16 protein-coding genes are annotated in these 23,998 nt (G+C 60.7%); 2 read left to right on the top strand and 14 right to left on the bottom strand.

Going from position 1 to position 23,998, the window contains the following annotated elements; genetic code table 11:
* The 3 genes from QD336_RS16960 to QD336_RS16950 form a co-directional block, all read right to left on the bottom strand.
* The gene (locus tag QD336_RS16960; protein ID WP_499171431.1) at positions 1-1,578 is read right to left on the bottom strand and encodes an L-aspartate oxidase; all 1,578 of its coding nucleotides are present in this window, start codon (positions 1,576-1,578) and stop codon (positions 1-3) included.
* Positions 1,575-2,546 carry a quinolinate synthase NadA gene (gene nadA, locus QD336_RS16955; RefSeq protein WP_499171430.1) on the bottom strand — a complete coding sequence of 324 codons (972 nt, stop codon included), beginning with the start codon at positions 2,544-2,546 and terminating at the stop codon, positions 1,575-1,577. Before nadA ends, QD336_RS16960 begins: the two co-directional genes overlap by 4 nt.
* A 71-nt stretch (positions 2,547-2,617) precedes the next feature.
* On the bottom strand, positions 2,618-3,520 hold the full coding sequence (locus QD336_RS16950) for an NUDIX hydrolase (RefSeq protein WP_499171429.1): 903 nt from the start codon (positions 3,518-3,520) through the stop codon (positions 2,618-2,620).
* A gap of 209 nt (positions 3,521-3,729) precedes the next feature.
* Between QD336_RS16950 and QD336_RS16945 the strand changes: the two genes are divergently transcribed.
* Positions 3,730-4,101, top strand: coding sequence for a PAS domain-containing protein (locus QD336_RS16945; RefSeq protein WP_269344978.1), 372 nt, complete (start codon positions 3,730-3,732; stop codon positions 4,099-4,101).
* Positions 4,102-4,175: 74 nt separating this feature from the next.
* A complete protein-coding gene (locus QD336_RS16940; protein WP_499171428.1) occupies positions 4,176-4,676 on the top strand; it encodes a thermonuclease family protein in 501 nt (166 codons plus the stop codon).
* Between the two features lie 32 nt (positions 4,677-4,708).
* On the opposite strand, the gene QD336_RS16935 is transcribed toward QD336_RS16940, so the two are convergent.
* From QD336_RS16935 to QD336_RS16885, 11 genes are all read right to left on the bottom strand, one after another.
* Positions 4,709-5,668 (bottom strand): FecR family protein, encoded by a 960-nt coding sequence (locus QD336_RS16935; RefSeq protein WP_499171427.1) that lies wholly within the window; start codon positions 5,666-5,668, stop codon positions 4,709-4,711.
* A gap of 59 nt (positions 5,669-5,727) precedes the next feature.
* Positions 5,728-6,270 carry an RNA polymerase sigma factor gene (locus tag QD336_RS16930; protein WP_269344983.1) on the bottom strand — a complete coding sequence of 181 codons (543 nt, stop codon included), beginning with the start codon at positions 6,268-6,270 and terminating at the stop codon, positions 5,728-5,730.
* 294 nt (positions 6,271-6,564) lie between these two features.
* Positions 6,565-7,356, bottom strand: coding sequence for an ABC transporter ATP-binding protein (locus QD336_RS16925; RefSeq protein WP_499171426.1), 792 nt, complete (start codon positions 7,354-7,356; stop codon positions 6,565-6,567).
* A complete protein-coding gene (locus QD336_RS16920; RefSeq protein WP_499171425.1) occupies positions 7,349-8,323 on the bottom strand; it encodes a FecCD family ABC transporter permease in 975 nt (324 codons plus the stop codon). Before QD336_RS16920 ends, QD336_RS16925 begins: the two co-directional genes overlap by 8 nt.
* On the bottom strand, positions 8,320-9,270 hold the full coding sequence (locus QD336_RS16915) for a FecCD family ABC transporter permease (RefSeq protein ID WP_499171424.1): 951 nt from the start codon (positions 9,268-9,270) through the stop codon (positions 8,320-8,322). The genes QD336_RS16920 and QD336_RS16915 overlap by 4 nt, the downstream gene beginning before the upstream one ends.
* Positions 9,271-9,368: 98 nt before the next feature.
* Positions 9,369-10,289 carry an iron-siderophore ABC transporter substrate-binding protein gene (locus QD336_RS16910; RefSeq protein WP_269344991.1) on the bottom strand — a complete coding sequence of 307 codons (921 nt, stop codon included), beginning with the start codon at positions 10,287-10,289 and terminating at the stop codon, positions 9,369-9,371.
* Positions 10,290-10,342: 53 nt separating this feature from the next.
* Positions 10,343-12,721, bottom strand: a complete 2,379-nt coding sequence (locus tag QD336_RS16905; RefSeq protein WP_499171423.1) for a TonB-dependent receptor — start codon at positions 12,719-12,721, stop codon at positions 10,343-10,345.
* Between the two features lie 199 nt (positions 12,722-12,920).
* Positions 12,921-13,781, bottom strand: coding sequence for a (2Fe-2S)-binding protein (locus QD336_RS16900; protein WP_499171422.1), 861 nt, complete (start codon positions 13,779-13,781; stop codon positions 12,921-12,923).
* A 74-nt stretch (positions 13,782-13,855) separates the two neighbouring features.
* Positions 13,856-14,587 carry a thioesterase II family protein gene (locus tag QD336_RS16895; RefSeq protein WP_499171421.1) on the bottom strand — a complete coding sequence of 244 codons (732 nt, stop codon included), beginning with the start codon at positions 14,585-14,587 and terminating at the stop codon, positions 13,856-13,858.
* A 29-nt stretch (positions 14,588-14,616) separates the two neighbouring features.
* A complete protein-coding gene (locus tag QD336_RS16890) occupies positions 14,617-16,290 on the bottom strand; it encodes a condensation domain-containing protein (protein WP_499171420.1) in 1,674 nt (557 codons plus the stop codon).
* Between the two features lie 4 nt (positions 16,291-16,294).
* Positions 16,295-23,992: an amino acid adenylation domain-containing protein gene (locus tag QD336_RS16885; RefSeq protein ID WP_499171419.1), complete on the bottom strand. Its 7,698-nt coding sequence runs from the start codon at positions 23,990-23,992 to the stop codon at positions 16,295-16,297.
* Between the last annotated feature and the right edge of the window lie 6 nt (positions 23,993-23,998).

The following is a 23,998-nucleotide window of genomic DNA, read 5'->3' as shown; positions in this document are numbered from 1 at the left end:
TCAGGCGCTCCGCGCGAAACCGGCCGTTGAAAGGCTCGAAGAAGAAAGCTCGTGGGCGAGGGTGATGACGTCATTCAGGCTCAGCCTTCGTTTTGTCGCCACCGCATCCTTTTGCGGAAAATCGTCGCGGAAATGTGCGCCGCGCGATTCCATCCGCAGGGCCGCGAAAACGGCGATGGATAGCGCGACGACCGCCGGGTCGGATGCCGGGCCGTTCCGCTCGGCAAGCGGCAACAAATCGCCAATGGCTTCGGCCAACCCCGCGGCATGTCTGACGATGCCGAGATGACGGGAAACGGGGGGTCGGACAGCAGCGGGATCTGCCGGCGGAAAATCAGCTGTTGTGTCGGGCGTGGCGTCAGTCACCGGTTTTGCCGCGGGCGCGGGCGCGGGCCGGCCGGCAATATCCTGAGCCGCGCGCATGCCCATGGCGGCGGCTTCCAGCAGGGAGTTGCTGGCAAGCCGGTTTGCGCCGTGAAGGCCCGTGCAGGCGGTTTCACCCGCAACCCAGAGACCGGGCACCGAGCTTCGGCCTCTGTCATCCGTGGCGACACCGCCCATATGGTAATGCACGGCCGGGCGGACCGGCACGAGTTCGCGGGCGGGGTCTATGCCTGCCTCGCGGCAGAGCAGGTCGATCGACGGGAAACGGGTAGAAAAGCCGGAGCCGAGCGCCTGCCGGGCATCGAGAAAGACCTTGCCGCCGCGCAGGATTTCACGGTCGATGGCGCGGGCGACAATATCGCGCGACGCGAGTTCCGCGCCCGGCACCGCCGCCATGAACCTTTCGCCATTTTCATTGAGAAGCAGCGCGCCTTCGCCCCGCACGGCTTCGCTCACCAGCGCCAGCGGCCGCCGGGGCGAGGAAAGCGCTGTCGGGTGAAACTGCACGAATTCCATATCGGCAAGGACGGCGCCGGCACGGGCGGCGAGCATGATGCCCTGCCCGAAATTGCCGGAAGGATTGGTCGTCGCCTCATAAAGCCCGCCGAGGCCACCGGTGGCCAGAACGACCCGGCCTGCCGGCAGAACGATACCGCCGCTTGGGCCCTGACAGGCGAGACCGGAGATCACGCCATCCTCCGTCAGCAGCCGGCGCACTTCCGTGCCTTCCAGAACCGTGATCGAAGGCGTGCGGCGAACGGTGGCTGCAAGGGCCCTGACGATTGCGGCGCCTGACCCGTCGCCTTCGGCATGGAGAATGCGCCGCCGGCTATGGGCGGCCTCCAGCCCGAAAACGTAGTTGCCGCCGGCATCCCGGTCGAAGCGAACGCCCGCCCGCTCCAGCGCGCCGATGACGGTGGGGGCCGCAGAGACGATGCCAACAGCCATATCCTCATCGCAAAGGCCATCGCCTGCGGCCAGCGTGTCGGCAAGATGTAGTGCTGCGCGGTCGTCAGGGCCGAGGCTGGCCGCGATGCCGCCCTGCGCCCAGGCGCTGGAGGTTTCGCCGCCGAGCGCGCCGCGCGTCAGAAGCAGCACGGGCTGCGGCGCAAGCGTCAGCGCCGCCATCAGCCCGGCTATGCCGCTGCCGACAATGACCGTCCAGTCCTGCGACGACGGGAAGCGCTCGCTCATACCGCCAGCATCCTTTCCACGGCACGGCGGGCGGCGACGGCGATGGCCGGATCGACCGTCACCTCGTGGCGGTTTTCCTCCAGTGCGGCGCGGATATTGCCGAGCGTGATGCGCTTCATATGCGGGCAGAGATTGCAGGGACGGATGAATTCGACATCGGGGTGATGCACGGCGACATTGTCGCTCATCGAGCATTCCGTGAGCAGGACCACGCGGGCGGGGCGTTCGCGGCCGACATAATCCGACATGACGGCGGTGGAGCCGGAAAAATCCGCAGCCTCGACGACATCGGGCGGACATTCGGGATGCGCGAGCACGGTGACGCCGGGATGGCTTTCCCTAAGTTCTCGAATGTCATCGGCGGTGAAAAGCTCGTGCACCTCGCAATGGCCATGCCATGCGATCAGCTCGACATTGGTTTCCCGCGCCACGTTCTTTGCCAGATATTCGTCCGGCAGCATCAGCACGCGCGGCACGCCGAGCGATTCCACCACCTGCCGGGCATTGCCGGAGGTGCAGCAGATGTCGGATGCCGCCTTCACTGCCGCAGATGTGTTCACATAGGTGACGACCGGAACGCCGGGATAGGCCTGGCGCAGAAGGGCAATGTCTTCGGGCGTAATGGAATCCGCCAGCGAGCAGCCGGCGCCCATATCCGGAATGAGCACGGTTTTTTCGGGATTGAGCAGTTTTGCCGTCTCGGCCATGAAATGCACACCGGCCAGAACGATCACGTCCGCCTCCACCTCCATTGCCTTGCGGGCAAGGGCGAGGCTGTCGCCAACGATATCGGCGACACCGTGGAAGATTTCCGGCGTCTGGTAATTGTGGGCGAGGATGACGGCGTTGCGTTTGCGCTTCAGCTCGAGGATCGCGTCCACATCATCCTGAAATCCCATCCATTCGGCCTTGGGAATGACGCGGCTGACGCGGTCATAAAGGCTTGCGGCAGAAATCTGTTCGTTCACGATGCGCTCTCCCATTTATACTCTTTTTGAGTATATCTAGAACAAAAACATATTCTCATTTTGAGTATATGTCAATTGCGGGAGAGGGGCAGTTTCGTTCCGGAAAGGGCGCGTTCATCGAGAACGGTCTGGCGGAAGCGGAAAAGCTTGGCCGGGCGGCCGCCGGTTTCTGTCGCCATGTCGCCGGTTTCTTCCACCAGTTGCTGCTGTTCGATCAGCCGGCGGAAATTCTGCTTGTGCAAGGTCAGCCCTGCCAGCGCCTCGATGGCGCGCTGCAATTGCAGGAGGGTAAAGCTGTCAGCCATCAGTTCGAACACCACCGGCCGATATTTGATCTTGGCCCGGAGCCGGGCAATGCCGGTCGCAAGGATGCGGCGGTGGTCGGCAAACATCGGCCTGCCGAAATTGATCCGCGGTTCGCCCTGCGCTTCCTCGACCAGCCCGGCCTCATAGAGCAACTCATAACGCTGCAGGGTCAGCTCCTCGTTCCAGCCGCCGCCATCCAGCCCGAAGGTGAAATCGGCGCGGAGATGACGCTGGTCCCGGCAGGCGGGGTCGGAATCGGCCCAGGCGCGCAGCCTGTCGATGATGCTGTCGAGAACCTCGGGGCGTCCCTGCCGATGGTCCTCCCAGGGGAAATATTCATACCAGCCGTGCCAGAGGGGGCGCTTACCAACCAGGGCCTCCTGCTCGCGCACCAGCCCGAGATAGCCGATGGAAATGGTTCTGCCGCCCAAAATCTCGTTGTTGCGGTCGCGATCGGCAAAAGTATAGAGCTGTTCGAGATAACCGACGGGGTGATGCGTCTGTTCGTGAATCCATTCCCGCAGCCCGCTTTGAAGCGTTCTGTGCCCGAATTCGAAGGGACCCGACGGAAGGGCAGCACCTTCGCGAACGGTCATGACACGGGGCTCATCCGTGGTGATGGCGGTGACGACGGCGATGAGTTCGGCATGGGCAAGCCCGATGGTCACGGCGGCTCCTCTGGTCACTGGCTTCAGGATCAACCTTCTTTGGCACAGGAAGGTTGGTTCGCCAACATGGCGGCCAAAAAGGGCTGTCGATGATCTGTCTCACGAAAACGGGTCCTATCAGACAAAAGGATGAATTCTTGTGGTTAGCCGTCTATCGTCTGATGTGTTAGAGACCCGCCACAAGCATTTCAGATTGTAGAAGGCCGACATTGGAGAACATATCTCTCGAAGAGACACTTGTGGGGTATTTTACCTGGAACATCGGGCAAAATCTGATTTATCTCGATGCCGTGGCCGCCCGCCTGCGTGACGTTTCCCCGGAAAAAGCCGCCTGCGGCATTCCGGTCGAAGATTTCATTGAGCGGATTGAAAGCGGCGCGCGGGCGCGTGTCGCCAAGGCGGTTTATAATTCGCTGACAAATGGCGTGTTTTATGATCAGGAATACCGCATCCAGCTTGAATGCGGCGGTTTTCGCTGGCTGCGGACAACCGGAAGGGTGATCCTGGACAGCGACCGGATTCCGATGATGGCCATGGGCACGGTGCGCGATGTCAGCGCGGCCAAGGTTTTATTGATGTGATATGCGGCCGCACCTCTTTTTAATGAGGCGGCCGACCGATTTTATTTCGTTCATTGTTTTGATGTTGCGGTGACATGGTTCGGCAGATCGCAATTTTGCTGTTTCAGATCGTCCTGGCCATAGGCCTCGGCATAGCCGGCATTCGCATCGCTTCGCTTGTCAATGGCGAGGCGACCTCTGCGCCGGCAGGTCTGGCGGCCAACACGGAACTGTTGTGGACGACTGCGCCGGTGCGGGTCGATCCTCGTCGGCAGAATTATGAGCGCATTCCGACACCGCCCGATCTGTACCCGCTGAAAATGCATGCGGATCAGCGCCTGCGTGTCATCTCCAGCAACCGCTTCACCTTCAAGGGGCAGGAATTCCGCCTCGCCGGCGTGGAGGAGGTCGATCGCAACCGCGTCTGCACCGGTGCCGATGGTCGCCGTTATGCCTGCGGCCTCAATGCCTTCAAGGCGCTGGAGAACCGTCTGCGCGGCAGATATGTCGAATGCCGGGTGGTGGAGGAGGGAAGTCCGCTGCGATCCGTGGAGTGCCGGATCAACGAGCAGGATGTCCGGGCGCTACTGCAATAGGCGGTGACGCCGGCACGTCGTGCCGAAGCCGATCAGGACGTAACGACGATGACGGGGCCAAGCTTATATGTCTTGATGTTGAGGGCGGTGCGCAGGAAATTCAGCGCACCCTCCGTATCGGTAACGAAGAGGGTGCCGCTGACGACACGTCGTGCAGTTGCCTCGTTTCCGATGACGATGCGGCCGTTGAAGTGCCGCTGGATTTCCTCGACCACATAGGACAGGGGAACATTGTCCACGGTGAGCTGGCCTCGGCGCCAGGCGAGAGCCGTATCGGTATCCGTTTTCCGAACGGTATATTCTCCCGTGACGTTTGAGTGGAGGATTTCTTCCCCTTCCGTCAGTCTGACGGGCGCGCTTTGCTGCGCCTTGAATTCCACCTTCACCGAATGTTCGGCAACGGCGATGCGCGTATCGTCATCGCTTCGGCGAACGTCGAAGGCCGTACCGAGGGCCGTGACCACGGTATCATCAGTGCGGACGGAGAAGGGGCGCTTCTCATCCGGGCTCACCTGAAAAAATGCCTGGCCGCGCAAGAGCCGAACGATCCTTTGGCCGCTGCTGAAATCAAGCGCGATTGCAGACGATGCGTTCAATTGCACCCGGGAACCATCTTCCAGTGTCACTTCAGGCATTTCACCGGTGCCGGACATGACATCCGCACGGAGGCGCATGGGGCCGTCCAGGGCAACGAACAGAGTTCCGGCGGCAATGATCGCCACGATCGACGGGATGACCGCGCCGCGCCGTCGCGGCGCGGGGGCAACGGGCATGTCGCGAAGCACGGCATCGGAGCGGATCGCAGTTCTGGCTTCGCCGAGAATGCGTTTCGCAGCCGTGTAGGCCCGACAGTTTTCCGGGTCGAGCTCCATCCAGCGACGGAACTCCGCCCTTTCCGTTTCCGACTGTCCGGGGTCGCGGTTGCGAAAGACCCAGTCGGCTGCATCCCTGTTTCGCTTGCGCTGATCGCGCGTCAGACGTCTACCTTGCACGGAACGCTCCAATTCTGCTCTCCCATGTGTAGACGAATGAGTTGTGTCGATTGGGACGTTTACTCCATTTCAAAAAGGCGGTCGAGGCAATGGCTGAGCGCGCGCCGGAGGTGCCGGTCGACCATATTGCGTGAAATTTTCAGTTTCGCGGCAATCTGGTCCGGGGAAAGATGATGCAGCCTGTGCAACACGAACGCCGTCCGCCGCTTTTCGGGCAGGTCGGCGATGGCCTGCTTGAGGATCGTCAGCCGCGCCTCGATGGCCAGTCCCTGGTCGGGCGGGCTGTCGGTCGCCGACACGGCCCTTGCATCTTCATCCGTGCCGGAAAAAAGCCTGGACTCGAATTGCTCCCGCCTGATCCGGTCGATCCGCATGTTGGAAGCGGCGCGGCACAGGAATGCTTTTATCGATCGTTTGCCGGACAGGGCATCGGGCTGCAATGCGAGTTTTACGTAGAGATCGTGCACGATTTCACGCGCGGCCCCGTCCGAGCGGCTGCGCCCTCCGACCGCCTTGATGATGTCGCCGTAATGCTCGACGATCGCCCGGTTCAGCAGGTCGGTCCCGTCATTTTCATTGAGGCTTGCCATCGACATCCGCATTGCTTTCCTGGTGCTCCGTAATCTGCAATGTGCGACAAATGAAGGCGTTTTCACCTATCCATGCCGGTGACGAATTTCTAGTAGCGGGGAAAAAGCGATGCAAGTGCAATGATTTAAGGTCGCGGCCGTTAAAAAATCCACCGCCCACAAAAAGCGGACAGTTTTTATCATGTTTATATCTGGATTCATTACATCTTTTGGTCAGCGGGCGAATGCGGGGAGCCGCCGGAGACGGGATCGGCCCTTACGAAAAACCTGACGAATGTTGCGAGGCAGCCACAGGTCTTGCGCCGCTCAGCCCCGTGAAGGCACGGGAACACACATCGGTGTTCCCGAAAGCGGGTCCGGCATGATCACGGCGTTCACACCGAAGACATCGAGGACATTTCTGTCCGTGATGACGGCGCTTGCCGTACCCGCATCAAATATCTTGCCGTCCTTGATGAGCACGACCTCATCGGCGTAACGGGCGGCCTGATTGAGATCGTGGAGGACGGCGACGATGGTGCGACCATCGTGAACAAGTTGTCTTATCAGATCCAGTATCTCGATCTGGTGGGCGAGATCGAGGAAAGTTGTCGGTTCATCGAGGAGAAGAATGTCCGTTTCCTGGGCGAGCGCCATGGCGATCCATGCGCGTTGCCGCTGGCCGCCGGACAGCGCTTCCACCTGACGGCCGGCGAGCGATGTCATATCGGTCAGATCGAGAGCATGGGCGCAGGCGTCCTCATCGTGTCTGGACCACCGCTCGAAAAGCCTGCGATGGGGATAACGCCCCTGACGGACGAGTTCCGCGACCGACAATCCTTCCGGGGCCTGGGGCCCCTGTGTAAGGACGCCGATCTGCTTCGCACGGTCTCGCGAGAGCATTTTCCTTGTTGGCGTGCCGTCGAGAAATATTTCCCCTTTCATAGGGGCCAGAAGGCCGGCGAGCGCGCGCAATATAGTGGATTTGCCGCATCCGTTTTTCCCGACGAGAACGGTGAAGCGCCCGGATGGAATTTTCAGGTTCAGGCCTTCGACGATGACGGAACCGTTATATCCAAGGGAAAGATCGCGCGTCGCGAGACGATAAGGTTCAGACATGCCTGCGACCCTTCAGAAGATAGGCAAAAAACGGAGCGCCGAGCAGCGCCGTGACGATACCGGCGGGCAGTTGCGCCGGTGCGATGACCGTGCGGCCGACAATATCGGCGATCAACAATAAAAGACTGCCTGTCAGGCCGGCGACGGGAATGAGGGAGCGATGGGCTGGGCCCACGATCCTCTTCGCGATGTGCGGGGCGATCAGGCCGACAAAGCTCACCAGGCCCACTGCGGCAACGGTGGCTCCCGATATCAGCGTGCAGAGCACGATCAGGAATGCGCGCACGAGATTGACCTTTTGTCCAAGGCCCGTCGCCACGTCGTCGCCGAAACGGATGAGGTCCAGTTGACGGCAGCAGAACCAGCTCAAGGTAAGCGGGGCGGCGAGCCAGATCAGAAGGCTTTGAACCCTGGACCAGTCCGCCCCGTAGACGCTGCCCGAAAGCCAGACCATGGCGCGCTGAACATCCCCGACATTGCCGAATGCGGTCAGAAAGCTGGTTCCTGCGCCAGCCAGGGCGCTCAGGCCTATGCCGACAAGGATGATCCGGAGAGAGGATGTTCCGCGTTTCCAGGACAGAAAATAGACGGCGGCCGCCATCGTGACTGCGCCCGCAAAGCCCGCCCACGGCAGAACGGTCGGTGAAACATCGGCAAAAACGATGATAACCACGCTTGCGGCGAGCGCTGCGCCGGCATTGATGCCCAAGACGCCGGGCTCCGCCAGGGGGTTGCGCATGACGGTCTGCGAGATCGTCCCGGCAACGGCAAGGCCTATGCCGGCAAGCAGGGCCAGTATCGCTCTCGAGAGCCGGAATTCGATGACGATCATCTGCAGATCGGGCGATGCCCCGCCGGCAACCGCATCGGCAACGTCACGCCAGGCGATCGACTGGTCTCCCCACATCATTGCGGCAACCACGGCCAGGAGGTTCAGAATGATCAGGACGGTTATGGCTCGCGTCACGGCTTGTCCGCCCCCGTGCGATAGCGCGCCAGCCAGAGGAAAAATGGCGCCCCGATCAATGCCATCGTGACGCCGACGGGGAAACTCTGGTTGGCGAACATCATCCGTCCGGCGAGGTCGGCAACGACGACCATGATCGCGCCGATGACGGCGCTGAAAGGAACGATCCAGCGGTAATCCACGCTGATGGCGAGGCGAACGATATGCGGCACGACGAGGCCGACGAAGCCGACCGGCCCGACAAGCGCGACCGCGCTTCCCGAAAGGAGAATGACGATCACGACCGACAGGCCGCGCCAGAGAGCCGGATTCTGTCCAAGCGCCGTGGCGACATCGGTGCCCAGGCTCAGGGTCGTGAGATGACGGGCGAGAACAAGCGATCCCATCAGCCCCGCAAGCGAATATGGCATGACGGCAAAGACCTGATCCATCGTCCGCCCGCTCAGGGAACCGACGGTCCACAGGCGCACGGCATCGAGCGTCGTCTGGTCGAAGATCAGAATTGCCGTTGTCAGCGAGGTGAGGAATGTTGCGACCAACGCACCGGCCAGCACCATCACCAGCGGTGTTGCGCCGACGCGGCCGACCGAACCGATGAAGAAAACGCAAAAGGCCGCAAATGCCGCACCGGCAAAGGCATACCAGACCAGCACGTTACCATCCGAAACGCCAATAATCGTCAGGCTGGCGACGACCGCGAAAGCTGCGCCGGCATTGATGCCCAGGAGACCCGGCGAAGCCAGGGGATTTCTCGTTACCGCCTGCATGATGGTGCCCGAAACGGCCAGGCCCGCTCCCGCAATCATCGCAGCCGCGATGCGCGGCAAGCGCAGCAATGTCACGACCAGATGATCGCGCGAGCCGTCAAACCGGAAGATTGCGGCGAGGACCGTCGACGGTGAAATGGGGTTTGGACCGGCCATCATCGCCACGATGGCGCAAACCATCAGGCCGCCGATTGCGAGGAGGAGCAGGGCCGCGCGGGAAAATTTTACCCGGCGAGAATTGATCGGCCTTTCCGCCTGTCGAAGTCCGCAAAACGACGTCACGGCGTGCCCGGCAGATATTTTTCGATGTCGTCGAGAACCCGGTTCGCGGAGCCTATGCCGTTGAAGCTCATCCATGTTTCGCGCTTGACCCGGTGGGCGTTTCCGGAGGCGACGGCGGGCATCATCTGCCAGAAGGGGTTGCTGGTGGTGCGGGCGGCAAGTGCATCGTCGAGGGCCGCTTCATATTTGCCGGACACGACGTAAAGAAGGATTTCACCGTCGAGAAGGGTGAGGTCTTCCCATTCGGGCCGCTTGAACACCGTGTTGTCCTCGGTCGTTTCATAAGCGCTCCGCTTTACGCCTGCATCGCGAAGAACCACATAGGGCGCATAGGCGGCCGGGCCGTCGAGATAGACGTGAAATCCGGTGGGTGTCACCCGCAGTACCGACATCGTCCGGGATCCTGTTTTGCTCCTGATCGCGGAAACACGGCTTTCATAGCTGGCGAGCATGCGCGCCGCCTCTTCGCTTTTTCCGGAAAGGAGGGCCAGCGTTTTGAAATGTTCCTTCCAGTCCTTCGCGGCGATGAGTGCGGTCGGCGCAATTTTTTTGAAGTTCTCGTAGGACTGGCTGTGCAGGGCCGCATCGCCGATAATCAGGTCCGGTTTCAACGCCACGATGCGTTCCAGACTGGGCTGCCGGGCTTCGCCAATATCGGAAACCATCGCTCCATCGGCTTTTTCCCTCAGTTCGTGGTCCTGAACGGACATAAGCGGCGCGCCAACCAGCGGCAGTCCCAGTTCCAGCGCCATTCCCAGATTATAGAAGGGATCGAGCACGACGATCCTGCGGGGCGTATCCGGCACGCAGACGGGTGCACCATACAATCCGGATGTGAACGACCGGCCAGGACACTGCGCCGAAGCGCCCGAAGCGAAAAGTCCGATCAGCAATATGAAAAACGATCGCAGGATCATTGGTGACTCCAGAAACGGAAACTGCGCGGCTTGAAAGCCGCGCAGGCAACGGATCAGAACTTGACTTTGAGGTTGAGACCGACGCTGCGGCGCTCCCCGAGCGTGGCGGCAATATCGTTGTCGTTGTAGACGAAATATTCCTCATCCAGAAGGTTCTGAGCGAAGGCGTTGATTTCCCACCTTTCGGTCTTGTAGCCCGCCTGGAGGTTCACGATCCAGCGGCTGTCGAGATAATCGTGCGGCAGGCTGCCCAGACGGGCCAGGTAGCTCGAGGTATATTTGGCGTCTGCGCCGACATAGACGCCGTTGTCAAACGTGTAGCGAGCGCCAAGACCCAGCGACCACTCCGGCGCTTCCGGGAATGGCAAGCCGGACAGATTGCCATAGGTCAGATCGTTGAAGTTCTTGAACTCGGTATGGACATAGCCGAGTGATGCGAAGGTTTCGAGGTTGTCAGTTACCTTGAACGACGGCTCGAACTCGAAGCCCCATGCTTCCGACGACGCGGCGTTGATGATGCGCCGGCTGAGCAGATCCGTCGGGTCGAGCTGCATCAAAACCTGCTGGTCCGAATATTTGGTGAGGAACACGTTTGAATTCACGGTCAGCCGGTCATCCATAAACGAGCCTTTGTAGAAAATCTCGTAGGTCGATGCCGTTTCGGGTTCGTAGTTATAGGCCGTCCGCCGATACGAATCGTAGCTCGCGCCGCCGGTCCGGAAACCCTGAGAATAGGTAATTCCGACCGTCTGTGTGTCCGTCAGCTCTTTCGAAAGGCCGATTTTCGGTACGAAATTGACCTCGTTGAAGGATGCGGCATAGTCCGTCAAAACGGTTGCCCTGCCGCCAAGCGGCTGGGTCCGCACCAGATGTTGGGTTATGTCCTGATCCGTATAGTCCAGCCGGCCGCCGAGGGTAATTTTCCATGTCGGGACGAACTCGTATGTCGCCTCTCCGAAAATGGCGGCATTGAACGATTTCTGCGTATTGTGCTGCACCTGGTTGCGGTTGACGGTGGCGCTCAGCGGAATGGTGCGATCGTAGAAGTTCTTTTCGTCTTCATAGGCGAAATAGACGCCGCCGACCCAGTCCCATTTGTCGCCTTCATAATTGAGACGCAGCTCCTGGGAGGCGATCCATTCCTTGTAGTAGCCATGATAGGTGTTGATTTCGCCCGGGGTTCCATAATTGACCGAAAGACGATCGGCGTCGGAATAGCTGAAGGCCGAAAGTGAAGTCAGTTTCAGCTCGTCTGAAAAATCATGGGTAACCTCCAGTCCGACATTATGCACGTCGGTCGGGCGATATTCTATGTAGGCTGGCAGCAGATAATCGCCGCGTTTCTGGTCGAAACTGAAGGGAATGGAGCCTGCGGGACCGCCGATGTCGCGAACAGCGGGGTTGTCATGTGAAAACGAGTAGCTGAGAAGGGCGCGCGTCTCCGGCATTTCCGCCGGTTCAAACAGGACCTTGCCGCGAACCTGGTAATAAAAATCGTGCGTGAACTCGTTGTAGTTCTCGTAACCCACGAAGGTCGGGTAATTGATGTCGTTCTTGCTTCGCTGAACCTCACCGGAAATACGAATGGCGAGCTGATCGTCCATCAGCGGCGTATTGAACATGAAGCCGGTGCCGTAGAGATTGCCGGTGGCGATCGTGGTCGAGAGTTCCGCCTCCTTTTCGAAGGTGGGATCCTTGGTCTTTATATAGATTGCACCAGCCATGGCAGCGCGCCCCGACAGGGTGGACTGCGGGCCGCGATATACCTCGACCTGTTCGACGTCGAACAATCCGCGTGCCCCACGGCGCGCGCCGCGAACCGTCTGCTGAACGCCGTCGATGTAGAGCGTGGCAAGAGGCGCGCCACCGGGGACAAGGCCCTCGGAACTGACACCACGAATGATGAAGCCGGCATCGGCCCAGTCGCCATCCATGACGTTTGCCATGCGGCGGAAGCTATCGCGAAAACTCCGTATCTGGCTGTCGGCGATCTGGTCCGCGGTGACGATGCCGATGCTCGAGGAGGTGCTGGCAAGCGTCGTGGCGTTGCGTGAACCGTAAATCGTGATGGCCTGCAGCTGGGTCGCGCCATCGGCACCGACGGCTGCGGCGCCTGCAGGCGCCGCCGCAAGGCTGAGGGCGATCTGGTTCTGGCCGGCAAACCGCGACTGGACGCCGGTTCCTGCAAGCACTGCGTCAAGCGCCTGGGAAGGCGTGAGGTTACCGCTGGCGCCCCGCGACGTCTTGCCGTTGGCGACAGACCCGTCAAAGAGAATCTGCAGGCCGGTTTGTGTGGCAAGCTGATTGAGCGCGCTGGTAAGGGGGCCGGCGGCAATCGAAATCTGTCGCGGCGCGCTGCGTGTCTGGCTTTCGCTCTGCGCTGCGGCAGGCACATATAAGGCCAGCGCCGACACCGAAGTTGTAAGCAGCATTGCTACCCAACCCGCCAGACCGGTTCGAACCGCTCTGCCGTTCATTCCCTTGCATTCCATTGAAGCCCCCGCGCCCGTGCGCTCAATACGCACGTTTCAGAACAATATGACGGCAACAACCGTCCGCTCATGCTGAAGACGATCAAAGGAGGCGTAATGGGACTCTCTAGTCGAAAAAAATTTATGGAAAATAAACATTTTATTTTAGGCAGATACGGGTGCGCATTTCCTGAAGCAGAATGGCATCACGTTCTTCATTTGACTTCAGCACACAGGTCGCACATTTTTCTGCTCCCTCGACGGTATAGTACCGGCAGCATCCACCCCGCGCGCGGAACGTGTAGGTGAATGGTTCCTTCAATGTGCTGTCGTGCAGGGTGAGGTCAAAGTAGCCCAGCTGGCGGTTGTTCAGCGGCGATCCCTGCGCTTTGACGATCGCCATTGCCGAGGCCATCGCTTCGGGCAGACAGCCGAATCGTCTTCCGACATCGAGAAACCTGCCGGCTATTCCGTCGCCAATCAGCCGCCACTGCGCGTTTTTCGAAAAGCCCGTCCGTTTTGCCAATCCTGCGACCAGCGGTTCGAAATGCCGCTCGACGCCCATGCGGAACCTTTCGCACAACGCCGCGTGGTCTGTGACTATCGAAAATGGCCCTGCATGCCGATCCGTAAATATTTGCGGCGAAAGCAGCCTGACGCGGGCGCGCCGCACCGTCATCGGCTCTCCGTCATGCTCGCCATGATAGGTGTAGAACTGCAATGAGACAGCGTCGGGCGACAGGTCCGGCACCAGGCCGCGGCCAACCAGCAACGGAACGGTCGCCATGAAGAAGATGTAGCAATAATCGCTCATCAAGAAGGCCGCGCGACTTTTGAGATCGACGCCGGGATTGAACGATCCCTCATAGTCGAGGAACTCTTCGAGTTCCTCCGGGCTGGAAAACAGCCCGGCGGCGGTTATCCAGCCGGGAAGCATCGGGCCGGCGCTGCAGGGCACCTCGGGCCACATGGATTGCTGGAGAGCGGTCGCTTCCGTCAGAATATCGTCGGTGGTGGGCACGCCGGCGGCCTCCTGATATCTCATTGTCCGCCGCATCCGTCAGATTCGCACATCAAATCCGGCTCACGCCTCTCTCATCGAACAGCCATAGTCTGCATCGCATCGGTTTGCCACAGCTGGCCCAGTTTGCCAATAAAGCCGGCGAAGGCTTCCGGCGGGAGCATATGCGAGCCTTCGATCCGATGCATGGTGACGTTCGACCCGATACAGCTTTCCCAGGCACGCGCCGCGCTCCAGCTGACGAGATGGTCGGCATCGGCCACGAATACATGCACCGGAAGGGTAACCGGGGCATGCGGGGGCGTAAATTCATAAGTCTCGCAAATGCGAAAATCATTGCGGAGAACCGGCTCGAACAGGGCCATCGCCTCCCTGTCGCGCAATATTGCGTCCGGCGTTCCGCCGATCTCCACCAGCGACTGGTGGAAATCTTCGCTCGACATGATGTGAATGGGTTCACGTCCTTCAAGGACACGGTCGGGCGCGTTCGAGCCGAGGATGTAGAACGCGTGGGGAAGCGGCAGGCGCCGGATGGAGAGGTTCCGGAGCAGCTCATATGCCACCACCGCGCCCATGGAATAGCCGAACAGGGCATAGGGCGCCTGCAGCAGACCGGAGATCTCGCCTGCGACATGGTCGGCAAGGCTCTCTATATCGCGCGGCAGCGGCTTGGTGAAATGGGCTTCGCGGCCAGGCAGAGCGACGGGGAAGACGTCGAAGATGCTCTCGGAATGGACCCATGACCGGAACAGGCTTGGGCCGGCGCCGGCTGGCGGAAGGCAAATCAACCTGGGGCGAACTGTCATCGGGGCTCCTTGTCTCATATTTCAATGTCTCATATTTCAATCGCATTGTGTTCGCCGACGGGGGCGGCCGTTGCTTTCAGCGCATCGATGAATGCCGAAAACGCCGCAAGGACCGGGCGGTCGAACAGGACCTTTACGGGAAAGTTGATGGCAAATTCTCTCCGCGCCCGGTTGACGACCCTCGCAGCCAGAAGCGAGTGACCGCCAAGGTCGAAGAAATGATCCGAATTGCGCCGCACCTCCACTTTCAGAACCTCTGCCCAGATCCGGGCCATCGCCTCTTCCGTCGGTGTCCAGGCCGTTGTCGGAGAAGGGGGGGAGATGGGGAGATCATGGTGCGTTTCCGCTGCCTCGAGTGGCATAGGCGTATCGGCAGCGGCCGCAGTGATATCCGCATCGGATATATCCGGAATTCGCGCCGCGCCGCCGGCCATCTCGCCGATTGCGGCTTCAAGCTCTTTCAGAAATGCTTCAATCTCCCGCTCGGTCATGCTCCGTCTATCGTATCGGGCGGCAATCGAAATCTTGGCCGCGTCGGCAACGGCAAACAGGGTGAGCGGATAGTGGGTCCATTCATCGACCTCGACGCCGGCGACGGCAAATGTCGCGTCCGACGAGACATCCCGTGGGACGGGGTAATTTTCAAAGACCAGAAGGCAGTCGAAGAGATCGCCCCGCCCGGCCTGTATCTCGCGTAACGGAAGATAGTCATGCTCCGCACAGGCGGACTGGCGTTTCTGCAGTTTTTGCAGCCATGGGGCAAGGTCGCCCTGTTCAACCTCGACGCAGACCGGTAGCGTGTTGATGAACAGGCCGACCATATTTTCCACGCCCGGCAGTTCCGGAGGTCGCCCCGCCGTCGTCGCGCCGAAGACGACATGCCTGCTGCCGGTCTTGCGGGCGATGGTGATGGCAAGGGCGCCCTGCAGCAGGGTGTTGGACGTAATGCCCATGTCCCTGCACAGTTTTGCGGCTTGCGCCGAAACCACGGGAGCGCATGTGAGGTGACGACTGGAAAAGTCGGCCTCGCCGGTGGCGGCGCGTGTAATCCTGCACGGCCCGGCGATCCCGGCGGTGTAATCCGTCCAGAATTCCCGCGTCGCCTCACGCTTCCTGCTTTTCAGCCAGGCGATATAATCCACATAGGGCCGCGGCGCGGCCAGAGCGGGGCGGGAAGAGCCGCACCGCCTCTGATAGATCCTGAAGGCATCCTCGACGAGGCGGCCGGCCGACCATCCATCGAGAATGATATGATGATACTGAAGAAGGAGGCGCGAATTTTCCCCGCCGCAGTCGATCCATTGCAGGCGTATCAGCGGAGCCTTTTTCAGATCGAAAGCCTGTCGCCGGTTGTCGGACAGAAGCGTGCCGAGGTGTCTTTGCTGCTCGTCGGCATCGATGCCCGACCAATCCAGCTGCGACCAGACGAGACCGGCATCGCCGTGAACCACCTGAAAGGGTTCGTCTCTTTCTTCCCAGTGAAACGTGGTGCGCAGAACCGCATGTCGCGACACAGTCTCGCGCCAGCAATCATGCATGATCCGCGCATCGACGGCGCCCTTCAGATGCAGGACGATCTGGGGAACGTAAACGCCCTCGTCGGGCGTGGCGATGGAATGGAACAGCAATCCTTCCTGCATCGGTGACAGCGGATAGATGTTTTCGATGGCCGGGCGGCGGCTTTCAGAGGGGCGATTGTCCATGGTGTCACAAGCTCTTTAGCAAATTGTCGAGTTCGTCCTGGCCGAGGTCCATGAGCGGGAAATCAGTTGGGCTGAAACCCGCGCCGGAACCCGTCAGGCAATGCCGGATCAAGATTTCAAGATTTTCCCGGAAATGGCCGGCCAGCGTCCTGATGGTGTCTTCGCGATGCAGCTGCGCGCCATGGACCCATTGCAGTTGCAACTCGCCGCGCACGACCATGGCATTGATCTCGAGGATCGCATCGCGCGGGTTGCGCGGCCCGTGCATCGGGCCGGAGGCTATACCTGAGGGAGCAAACAGGCTCTCGGCCCCGAACATGGCGTCCATCTGGCCGAGATAGTTGAAGCGGACCTGCGGTTTCCCGCAGTCCAGATGCTCACCCTTTCCGCGAAGATATTTCAGAACGCCGAAGCCCACGCCATTATTGGGAACTCGCCGCAACGTGTCCTTGACGTCAAGGAGCAGCCGGTCGGGGGTGGTCTCCGCCGGCGTGTCGAACAAGACGGGATAAAGCGCGGTCAGCCATCCCACGGTTTCGGAAATGTCGAAATCCTTGAACAGATGCGGTCTGCCGTGGCTTTCCATGTCGATGCGCAGGCGCGGTTGGCCGCTCCACTGTCGCAGCGCCAGATAAAGAGCTGCAACGAGAACTTCGTTCGAGGTTACGCTGAAGCCTTCCGGCACGTCCCGAAGCAGTTCTTTCGTTGTCCTGGCATCGATCGTCTGCCGGTAAGTCACCGCATCCGATACGTTATTGCCGCCGTTTTTGTAGTCGAGGGGCAGGGGCTGCACATCTTCGTCGCAGATGCCGTGCCAATATTCCTGCTCATCGTCGAAAAGCTCCGATCGGGAAAGCCGGCTGTGCCATTCGCCTGCGGTGGCTATGCCGGAGCGAGCGGCGCCGGTTTCCAGATAGTGGCGCTCGATATCCGCAACGATCATTCGCCACGATACGCCGTCGACGATGAGGTGGTGGGCCGCGAGGATCAGACGCCCGGATCCATCTGGCAATGTCGCCAGGATTGCGCCGAAGAGGGGCCCGGCGCCAAGATCGAAGCCGGCATGAAGTTTTTTGGCAAGATCCGTGACATCGTTTTCATCTGCGGCGGCAAACCGCTGCATGGGCTGCATGGCTGACAGCGGCGCGAACTCCTGTCGCCATTCTCCATTTTCGCGCGAAAATCTGGCGCGAAGCGATGGATGTTCACCGAGCACCTGGGAAATCGCTTTTTCGAGTCGGTCGGGATCGATGGTGCGGGTGGGCTTCAGGATCAGGCCCTGATTCCAATGGGCGAGATCGGGTAGATCCTGCTCCAGCAGCCAGTGCTGTATCGCTCCCAGCGTGCCTTCATCATGGCTGTGACCCGTCTCGGCCGTCGCGGCGCTTTCGGCGCCTGTCGCTTCGGCAAGCGATGCCAGCGTGGGATACAGGAACACGTCGCGCGGGGTCATTCTCAAGCCCTTCTGGCGGGCCTGTGACACCAGCTGGATGGCGAGGATGGAATCGCCGCCGAGCGAGAAGAAATTGTCGTTTGGCCGAATGTTCTCGCAGCCCAGCAGGCCCTGCCATATCCCCGCCAGCATTTCCTCCTGCCCGGTTCGCGGGCGAGCGGTTTCGTGGGAACGTTCGCCATAGGCTGCGGGATCCGGCAAGGCGGACCTGTCCAGCTTGCCGTTCGGCAGGCGCGGAAGGGCATCGAGTTTCCTTGCAAGGACGGGAACGAAATGCTCGGGCAGGCGCTGCCTGAGCGTTGTGACAAGTCCGGTGATCTCCAGTTCGGGGTCGCCGGCAATCCACATTGCCAGGCGCGGATGGTTGGAGGCGTCGTACCAGAGCCCGGCAACGGCCTCATGCACCCCTTCCTGCTGAAGCAAAGCGGCTTCTATCTCGCCGGGTTCGATGCGAAAACCGTTCAGCTTCAACTGTCGGTCGCCGCGTCCCATGTAATCCAGACCACCGTCATCACGCCTGCGGACGATATCGCCGGTCCGATACATGACGCGGTGCTCACTGTGCTCCGCAAAGGGATTGGGCAGAAAACGCTCGGCCGTCTGGCCCGGCCGGTTCCAGTAACCGCGCGCCAACCCGCGGCCGGACAGGAACAGTTCGCCGGGCATGCCAACGGGAACCTCGTTCAACTCGCGGTCGAGCACATAGGCGCGGGTATTGGCAATCGGCACGCCGATCCCGAACCACTCTCCCGATTTCGGTACAGGCGCCATCGTGGAATAGGTTGTGTCTTCGGAGGGGCCGTAGAGGTTATAGAGGTTTTCGACATGGTCGTTGGCGTAAATCCGCCCGACAAGTTCACGCGGAAGCGGCTCTCCCGCCAGGCACACCGTTTTTACGGTTTGCGGCAGGGGGCCAAGTTTCAGCAGTTCGGACATTGGCGTCGGAACCGTGTTCACGAGCGTTACGTCGTCCGCGAATGGCGCGTTCGGGAAGGCGAAGAGATCGTCCACCATGAAGATGCGCCCGCCTGCCGCAAGCGTCGCAAATATCTCGAAGATCGAAAGATCAAAGCAGATCGACGTGGAGGCCAGCACCCCGGACAGCTGATCGCGCGTGAAGCTGTGCAGGCACCATTGCACGAAAGCGACGGCGTTGTGATGTTCGATGGCCACGCCCTTCGGCCTGCCGGTCGAACCGGAGGTGTAGATGATATAAGCGAGATCGGACCCGGACGTTCCCGATGCTGGAACGGCCCCGCCTGCCAGATTCTCCACCATGCCGGGCGTCATGCACCGGAGGGCCTGTCCGGCAGCCGAAATATCATCATCGCTCGTGACCAGGATGAGTGCCAGATCGGCGTCCGCGGCGATGAATTCTATCCGGTCCTCGGGGTAACGCGGGTCCAGCGGCACATAGGCCGCACCGGTGCGAAGAACGGCGAGTATGGCGGCCACCAGTTCCACGCTTCGCTCGAGGCGGATACCGACCCGTTTTCCTCTTCCGATGCCGGCGGCGGCCAGCCCGCTTGCGAGCCGGTCGGCTTTTTGGTCGAGTTCGGCATAGGACAGGCTGCGTTCCTGATCGGTAACGGCTATCGCCTGCGGACTGGCTTCGGCGCTCGCTTTGACGAAGTCGTGCAGGCAGTGCCGCTGCGGTTCGAATGCCGCGTCCGTCCCGTTCCAGTGCTGCAGCCTTTTCCGCTGGCTCTCGGGCAGCATCGGCAATCGGTCGAGTGGCATGTCAGGGTGTTCGACAATCCTTTCAAGCAGGGCGACCAGCGCGTCGCCGAGCGATTCCATGGTGGCCCGGCGGAAAAGATCGTTGCGATATTCGAGGCGGCACAAAAGTTCCCCGGCCGTTTCGTGGATGAACAGCGTCAGGTCCACGCGTGATGACGTGTCGGGAAGCGCCAGCCTTTCCCATTCCATCCCGGCAAGCGGGATTGTCTCACGCCGGGTTTCGACGGTGGAGACCAGCATGGCCTGAAACAGCGGGTTGTGGCTCCACGATCGCGGAAGCGAAAGCGCATCGACCACCTTCTCGAAGGGCGCGGCCTGATTTGTGAAAGCGCTCAATGCCGTCTCGCGGGTGGCCCTGAGCGCATCGTTGAAGCTTTCGCCGCCCTGCGTCTGCAACCGGATCGCCAGTGTATTGGCGAACATCCCGATGACCTTTTCCAGATCGGGGTGGAAGCGCTCGGATACCGGTGTGCCTATGACGATATCGCGCATGCCGCTGGCGCGCTGAAGCAGCGTCGAGAACGCCGTCAGCATTCCCATGAAAAGGGTTGCGCCCTGCTGGTCGCAGAGCTTGCGCAATTTTGCGAACAAACCCGCTTCGAGCGAAAAACGGACGCTTTCGCCGGAAAAGCCCTGTATGGCGGGCCGCACGAAATCCGTGGGCAACTCCAGCAGAGGGGGAGCGCCGGCAAGTGTCCTGCACCAGTAATCAACCTGATCCTGCGTGTCCTGTTCCCGTTGCCAGAGTGCAAAATCCGCATATTGCAGCGGCAGCGTCTCGCCTGCCGGCGCCACACCCTTCAAAAGTGAGGCGTAGAACGTGGCAACCTCATTCAGGAGAATTTCCGCGGAAAGGGCATCGCCGATGATGTGGTGCAATATGAAAAGCAGAACATGGTCCTGCGGGCCGGTGCGCAAAGCGTGAATGCGGAGCATGGGTGCGACGGCAAGATCAAATGGCCGGCGCGCGCAATCGAGCAGGGCGGCCTCAAGTTCCCTGTCACCGATCTCTTCCGGCACGATCCTGAACATGATCTCCGCGTCGGTCTCGACAAAGGGCTTGCCATCGACCGAGACGAACCGGCTGCGCAGGATTTCCTGTCTTTGCGCTGTCAGTGTGAGTGCGCGCGACAGAATTTCGAAATCGAGCGGCCCGCTTATCTTCAGTGCAAATGGAATATTGTAAAGGGGGCTGTCCGGCTCAAGCTGCGCCAGGGCCCATTGTCTGTTCTGTGCGTAGGAAAGCGGTGTCCGGCCGGTCCTTTGCCTTTTTGACAGTCCGGATAAATCCATATCCGTCCTCAGTCCCGCCGTGGAGACCAGAGCGTCGATCGCGCCCGCAAATTCGGCGAGTTTCGGTTTCTCGAAAATGGTGCGCAGGGGTATTTCGATGGCGAAAGACGCCCGCAGGCGCGCAAGCATGCGGGTTGCCAAAAGGGAATGGCCGCCAACCGTGAAGAAATTATCGTCACGCCCGACCCTCGGGGTGTCAAGCAGTTCACACCAAAGGGAGGCGACAATCTGCTCGGTGCCGTCCCGCGGTGCGGAATAAGCGACTGAGGATGATACATTTTTCGGGCGTTCAAGCCGCTTGCGATCGATTTTTCCGTTGGCGTTCAATGGAAAACTGTCCATCCATACATAAGCGGAGGGAAGCATGTAGGAAGGAAGCTGCGAAGCGAGTGCTGCGCGAATTTGATCCTCATCCACGTGGCCTACCGCGCGGCGGCAATAGGCGACGAGATGGCCCGACCCTTCGCCGTCCTGCCAAAGGGCAACGACAGCCTGTTCGACGGACGGTTGCGCGGCGAGGATTGCCTCGATCTCGCTGAGTTCGATGCGGAAGCCGCGAAGCTTGACCTGAAAATCGGCGCGGCCGACATAGAGGAGATGCCCGGCGGCGGAGCGCCGCATGAGGTCTCCTGTTCGGTAAAGCCTCGATGTATCAGGGCTTCCGTTCGAACGTCCGGCCGACCTTTCCACGAATGCGCGTGAGGTCAGATCGTCGCGATTGAAATAGCCGGGGCTCAGACCGTCGCCGCCGATATAAAGCTCTCCGACAACGCCCGCCGGCACGGGCATCAACGCATCATCGAGCAGATAAAGCTGCGTGTTGGCGATCGGCTCGCCGACCGGCAGGGCGAGAAGATCCAGATGTTCGGGGCCAATGCGCGTGCAGGTCGACCATATGGTCGTCTCGGTCGGGCCGTAGAGGTTCCACAATTCGCCGCCGGCCGCCAGCAGACGGCGGGCAAGGGCGGGTTCGAGAGCCTCGCCGCCGCACAGCATTCTGAAACCCGCCGGAGCCTGCCAGTCGGCATCGGCCATCAGCCGCCATGTCGCAGGTGTCGCCTGCATCATCGTCGCGCCGTGTTTCCGGATAAGCTCTGCGAGCGCCATGTCGTCATAGACGTCATCGGCTTCGGCGACAATCAGCAGGCCGCCGACCATGAGCGGCATCATCAGCTCGAGGGTGGCGATATCAAAGGCCGGTGTCGTGACGGCGAGGAAGCGATCCCCGGCGGACATGCCCGGACGTCTCGCCATGCTGGTAAGAAGATTGACCAGACTTTTCTGCCTGATCGGTACACCTTTCGGCCGGCCCGTCGAACCGGAGGTGTAGATGATATAGGCCAGATTATCCGGCGATACCTCACGAAGCGGATTGCCGAAGGAGCCGGCTCTGCTCAGCAAGGGTTCAATCGCCAGGCAATCGCATTCATGTGCCGCGCGGTCATCGTCAGCTTCGCTGATGAGGATGATGTCGGGACGGCAGTCCTCGAGAATGAGTGCGCGCCGTTCCGCCGGATGTCCGGGGTCGAGAGGCACATAATGGCCGCCGAGCTTCAGCACCGCGAGAATGGCGATGACGAGATTTTCGGAACGCGGCAGGCAGATGGCAATGCGGGGATGCGATTTCCCGTTGCCGATATGATCACGCAAACCGGATGCCACCCGGTTGGCGGCATCATTCAGGTCGCTATGGGAAAATTCGCGGGTTCCGCAGCGCAGGGCCGCAAATGAGCCGCGTGTCTGTGCCGTGTCTTCCAGCAGCGATGCAACGTCTTTCGCTGGAAAGGCGGTGGCGGTTTGGTTTGCAGCCGCCATGGCGGCATGTTCCGCCTCGTCCAGCAGGTCGATTTCGGCGATGCGCCCGCCGGGATCCGATACCAGGCCGCCAAGCAGTCTTGTGAAATAGGCGCAGAAGCGGGCCACAGTTTCGGGCAGGAAGAGTTCCGTATTGAACTCGAAAATTCCACTGAACCCTTCCGTTCCCCGTCCCTCATGCATATCGAGGCTGAGGTCGAAACGCGATGCGCCTGAATCCAGCGCCACCGGCGTGACCTTGATGTCACCGAGGTCGAAAGCGGCGCCGGAAGCGTTGTGAAGGACGAAGGTCGACTGGAACAGCGCGTTGTGGCCGACGTCGCGCTCGACGTTCAGCGTATCCACCACCTGCTCAAAGGGAACATCCTGGTTGGAGAGGGCGTCCAGCGTCGTGTCGCGCACCCTTGAAAGGACCATGTCGAACGTGTCGTCGGGCTGCAGGCGGGTTCGCATGACAAGATTGTTGACGAAAAGCCCGATGAGATTGCGGGTCTCCGCCCTGTTGCGGTTCGATGCCGTCGTGCCGATGCAGATGTCGTCCGATCGCGAGAGACGGGCGAGCAGGATCTGATATGCCGCCAGCAGCACCATGAAGGTGGTCAGTTTCCGGCTTCTTGCCAGATCCTTGATGGCGGCAGACAGCGCGGGCCCAAGGTGGAATTTGTGCCGGGCGCCGTGAAAGACCTGCGTGACCGGACGGGGAAAGTCGAATGGGAGCTGAAGAAGCAGCGGAGCGTCGCGAAGCTGCTCACGCCAGTAGCCGAGCTGGCCTGAGAGTTCCGCCGTTCCATTGCGCTGCCATTCGGCATAATCGCGATACTGGATATCCAGTGCGGGCAGCTGTGCGGGGGACGGGGATCCAGCCGCGCTGTAAAGCCTGTAGACCTCGTCGATGAGGATCTGCAACGAGGCGTAGTCGGAAATGATATGATGGATCACCATCACGAGGATATGTTCGTCAGGCGCGACGGCGAACAGGCGGACGCGAAACAGCGGACCCTGCGCCAGCGCGAAGGGCTGACGCGCAAAATGGCCGATGGCGGCGTCTTGCGCAGGCTCGTCATTGCCGAGATCCTGAAAACTGAAGTCCGCCGTTGATCGGGTGGCGATGGTCTGGAACGGTTCCCCGTCCAGAACCTCGAAAACGGTTCGCAGGCTTTCATGGCGCTGGACGACGATATCGAAACAGGTCTTCAGCCTGTCGCGGTCGAGAGGGCCTTTCAGCCGGACGGCCACGGGTATGGAATAGGCACCCGTCCCGGGCTGCATCTGCTCCACAAACCAGATGCGCTCCTGGGCGTGGCTGAGGCGGAAATTCCTTTTTTCGGATGCCTGCTGTCCGGCCATCAGGCGTTGCAGAAGCTGGCGCTTTTCATCCGGCGTCAGCCTGGAAATATCCATTCTGTT

The sequence above is a fragment of the Rhizobium sp. BR 250 genome (genome assembly GCF_047445855.1).
Lineage (GTDB): Bacteria > Pseudomonadota > Alphaproteobacteria > Rhizobiales > Rhizobiaceae > Agrobacterium > Agrobacterium tumefaciens_I.
Note: the sequence above shows the minus strand (reverse complement) of the source record. Positions and strands in the feature narration are given on the sequence as shown.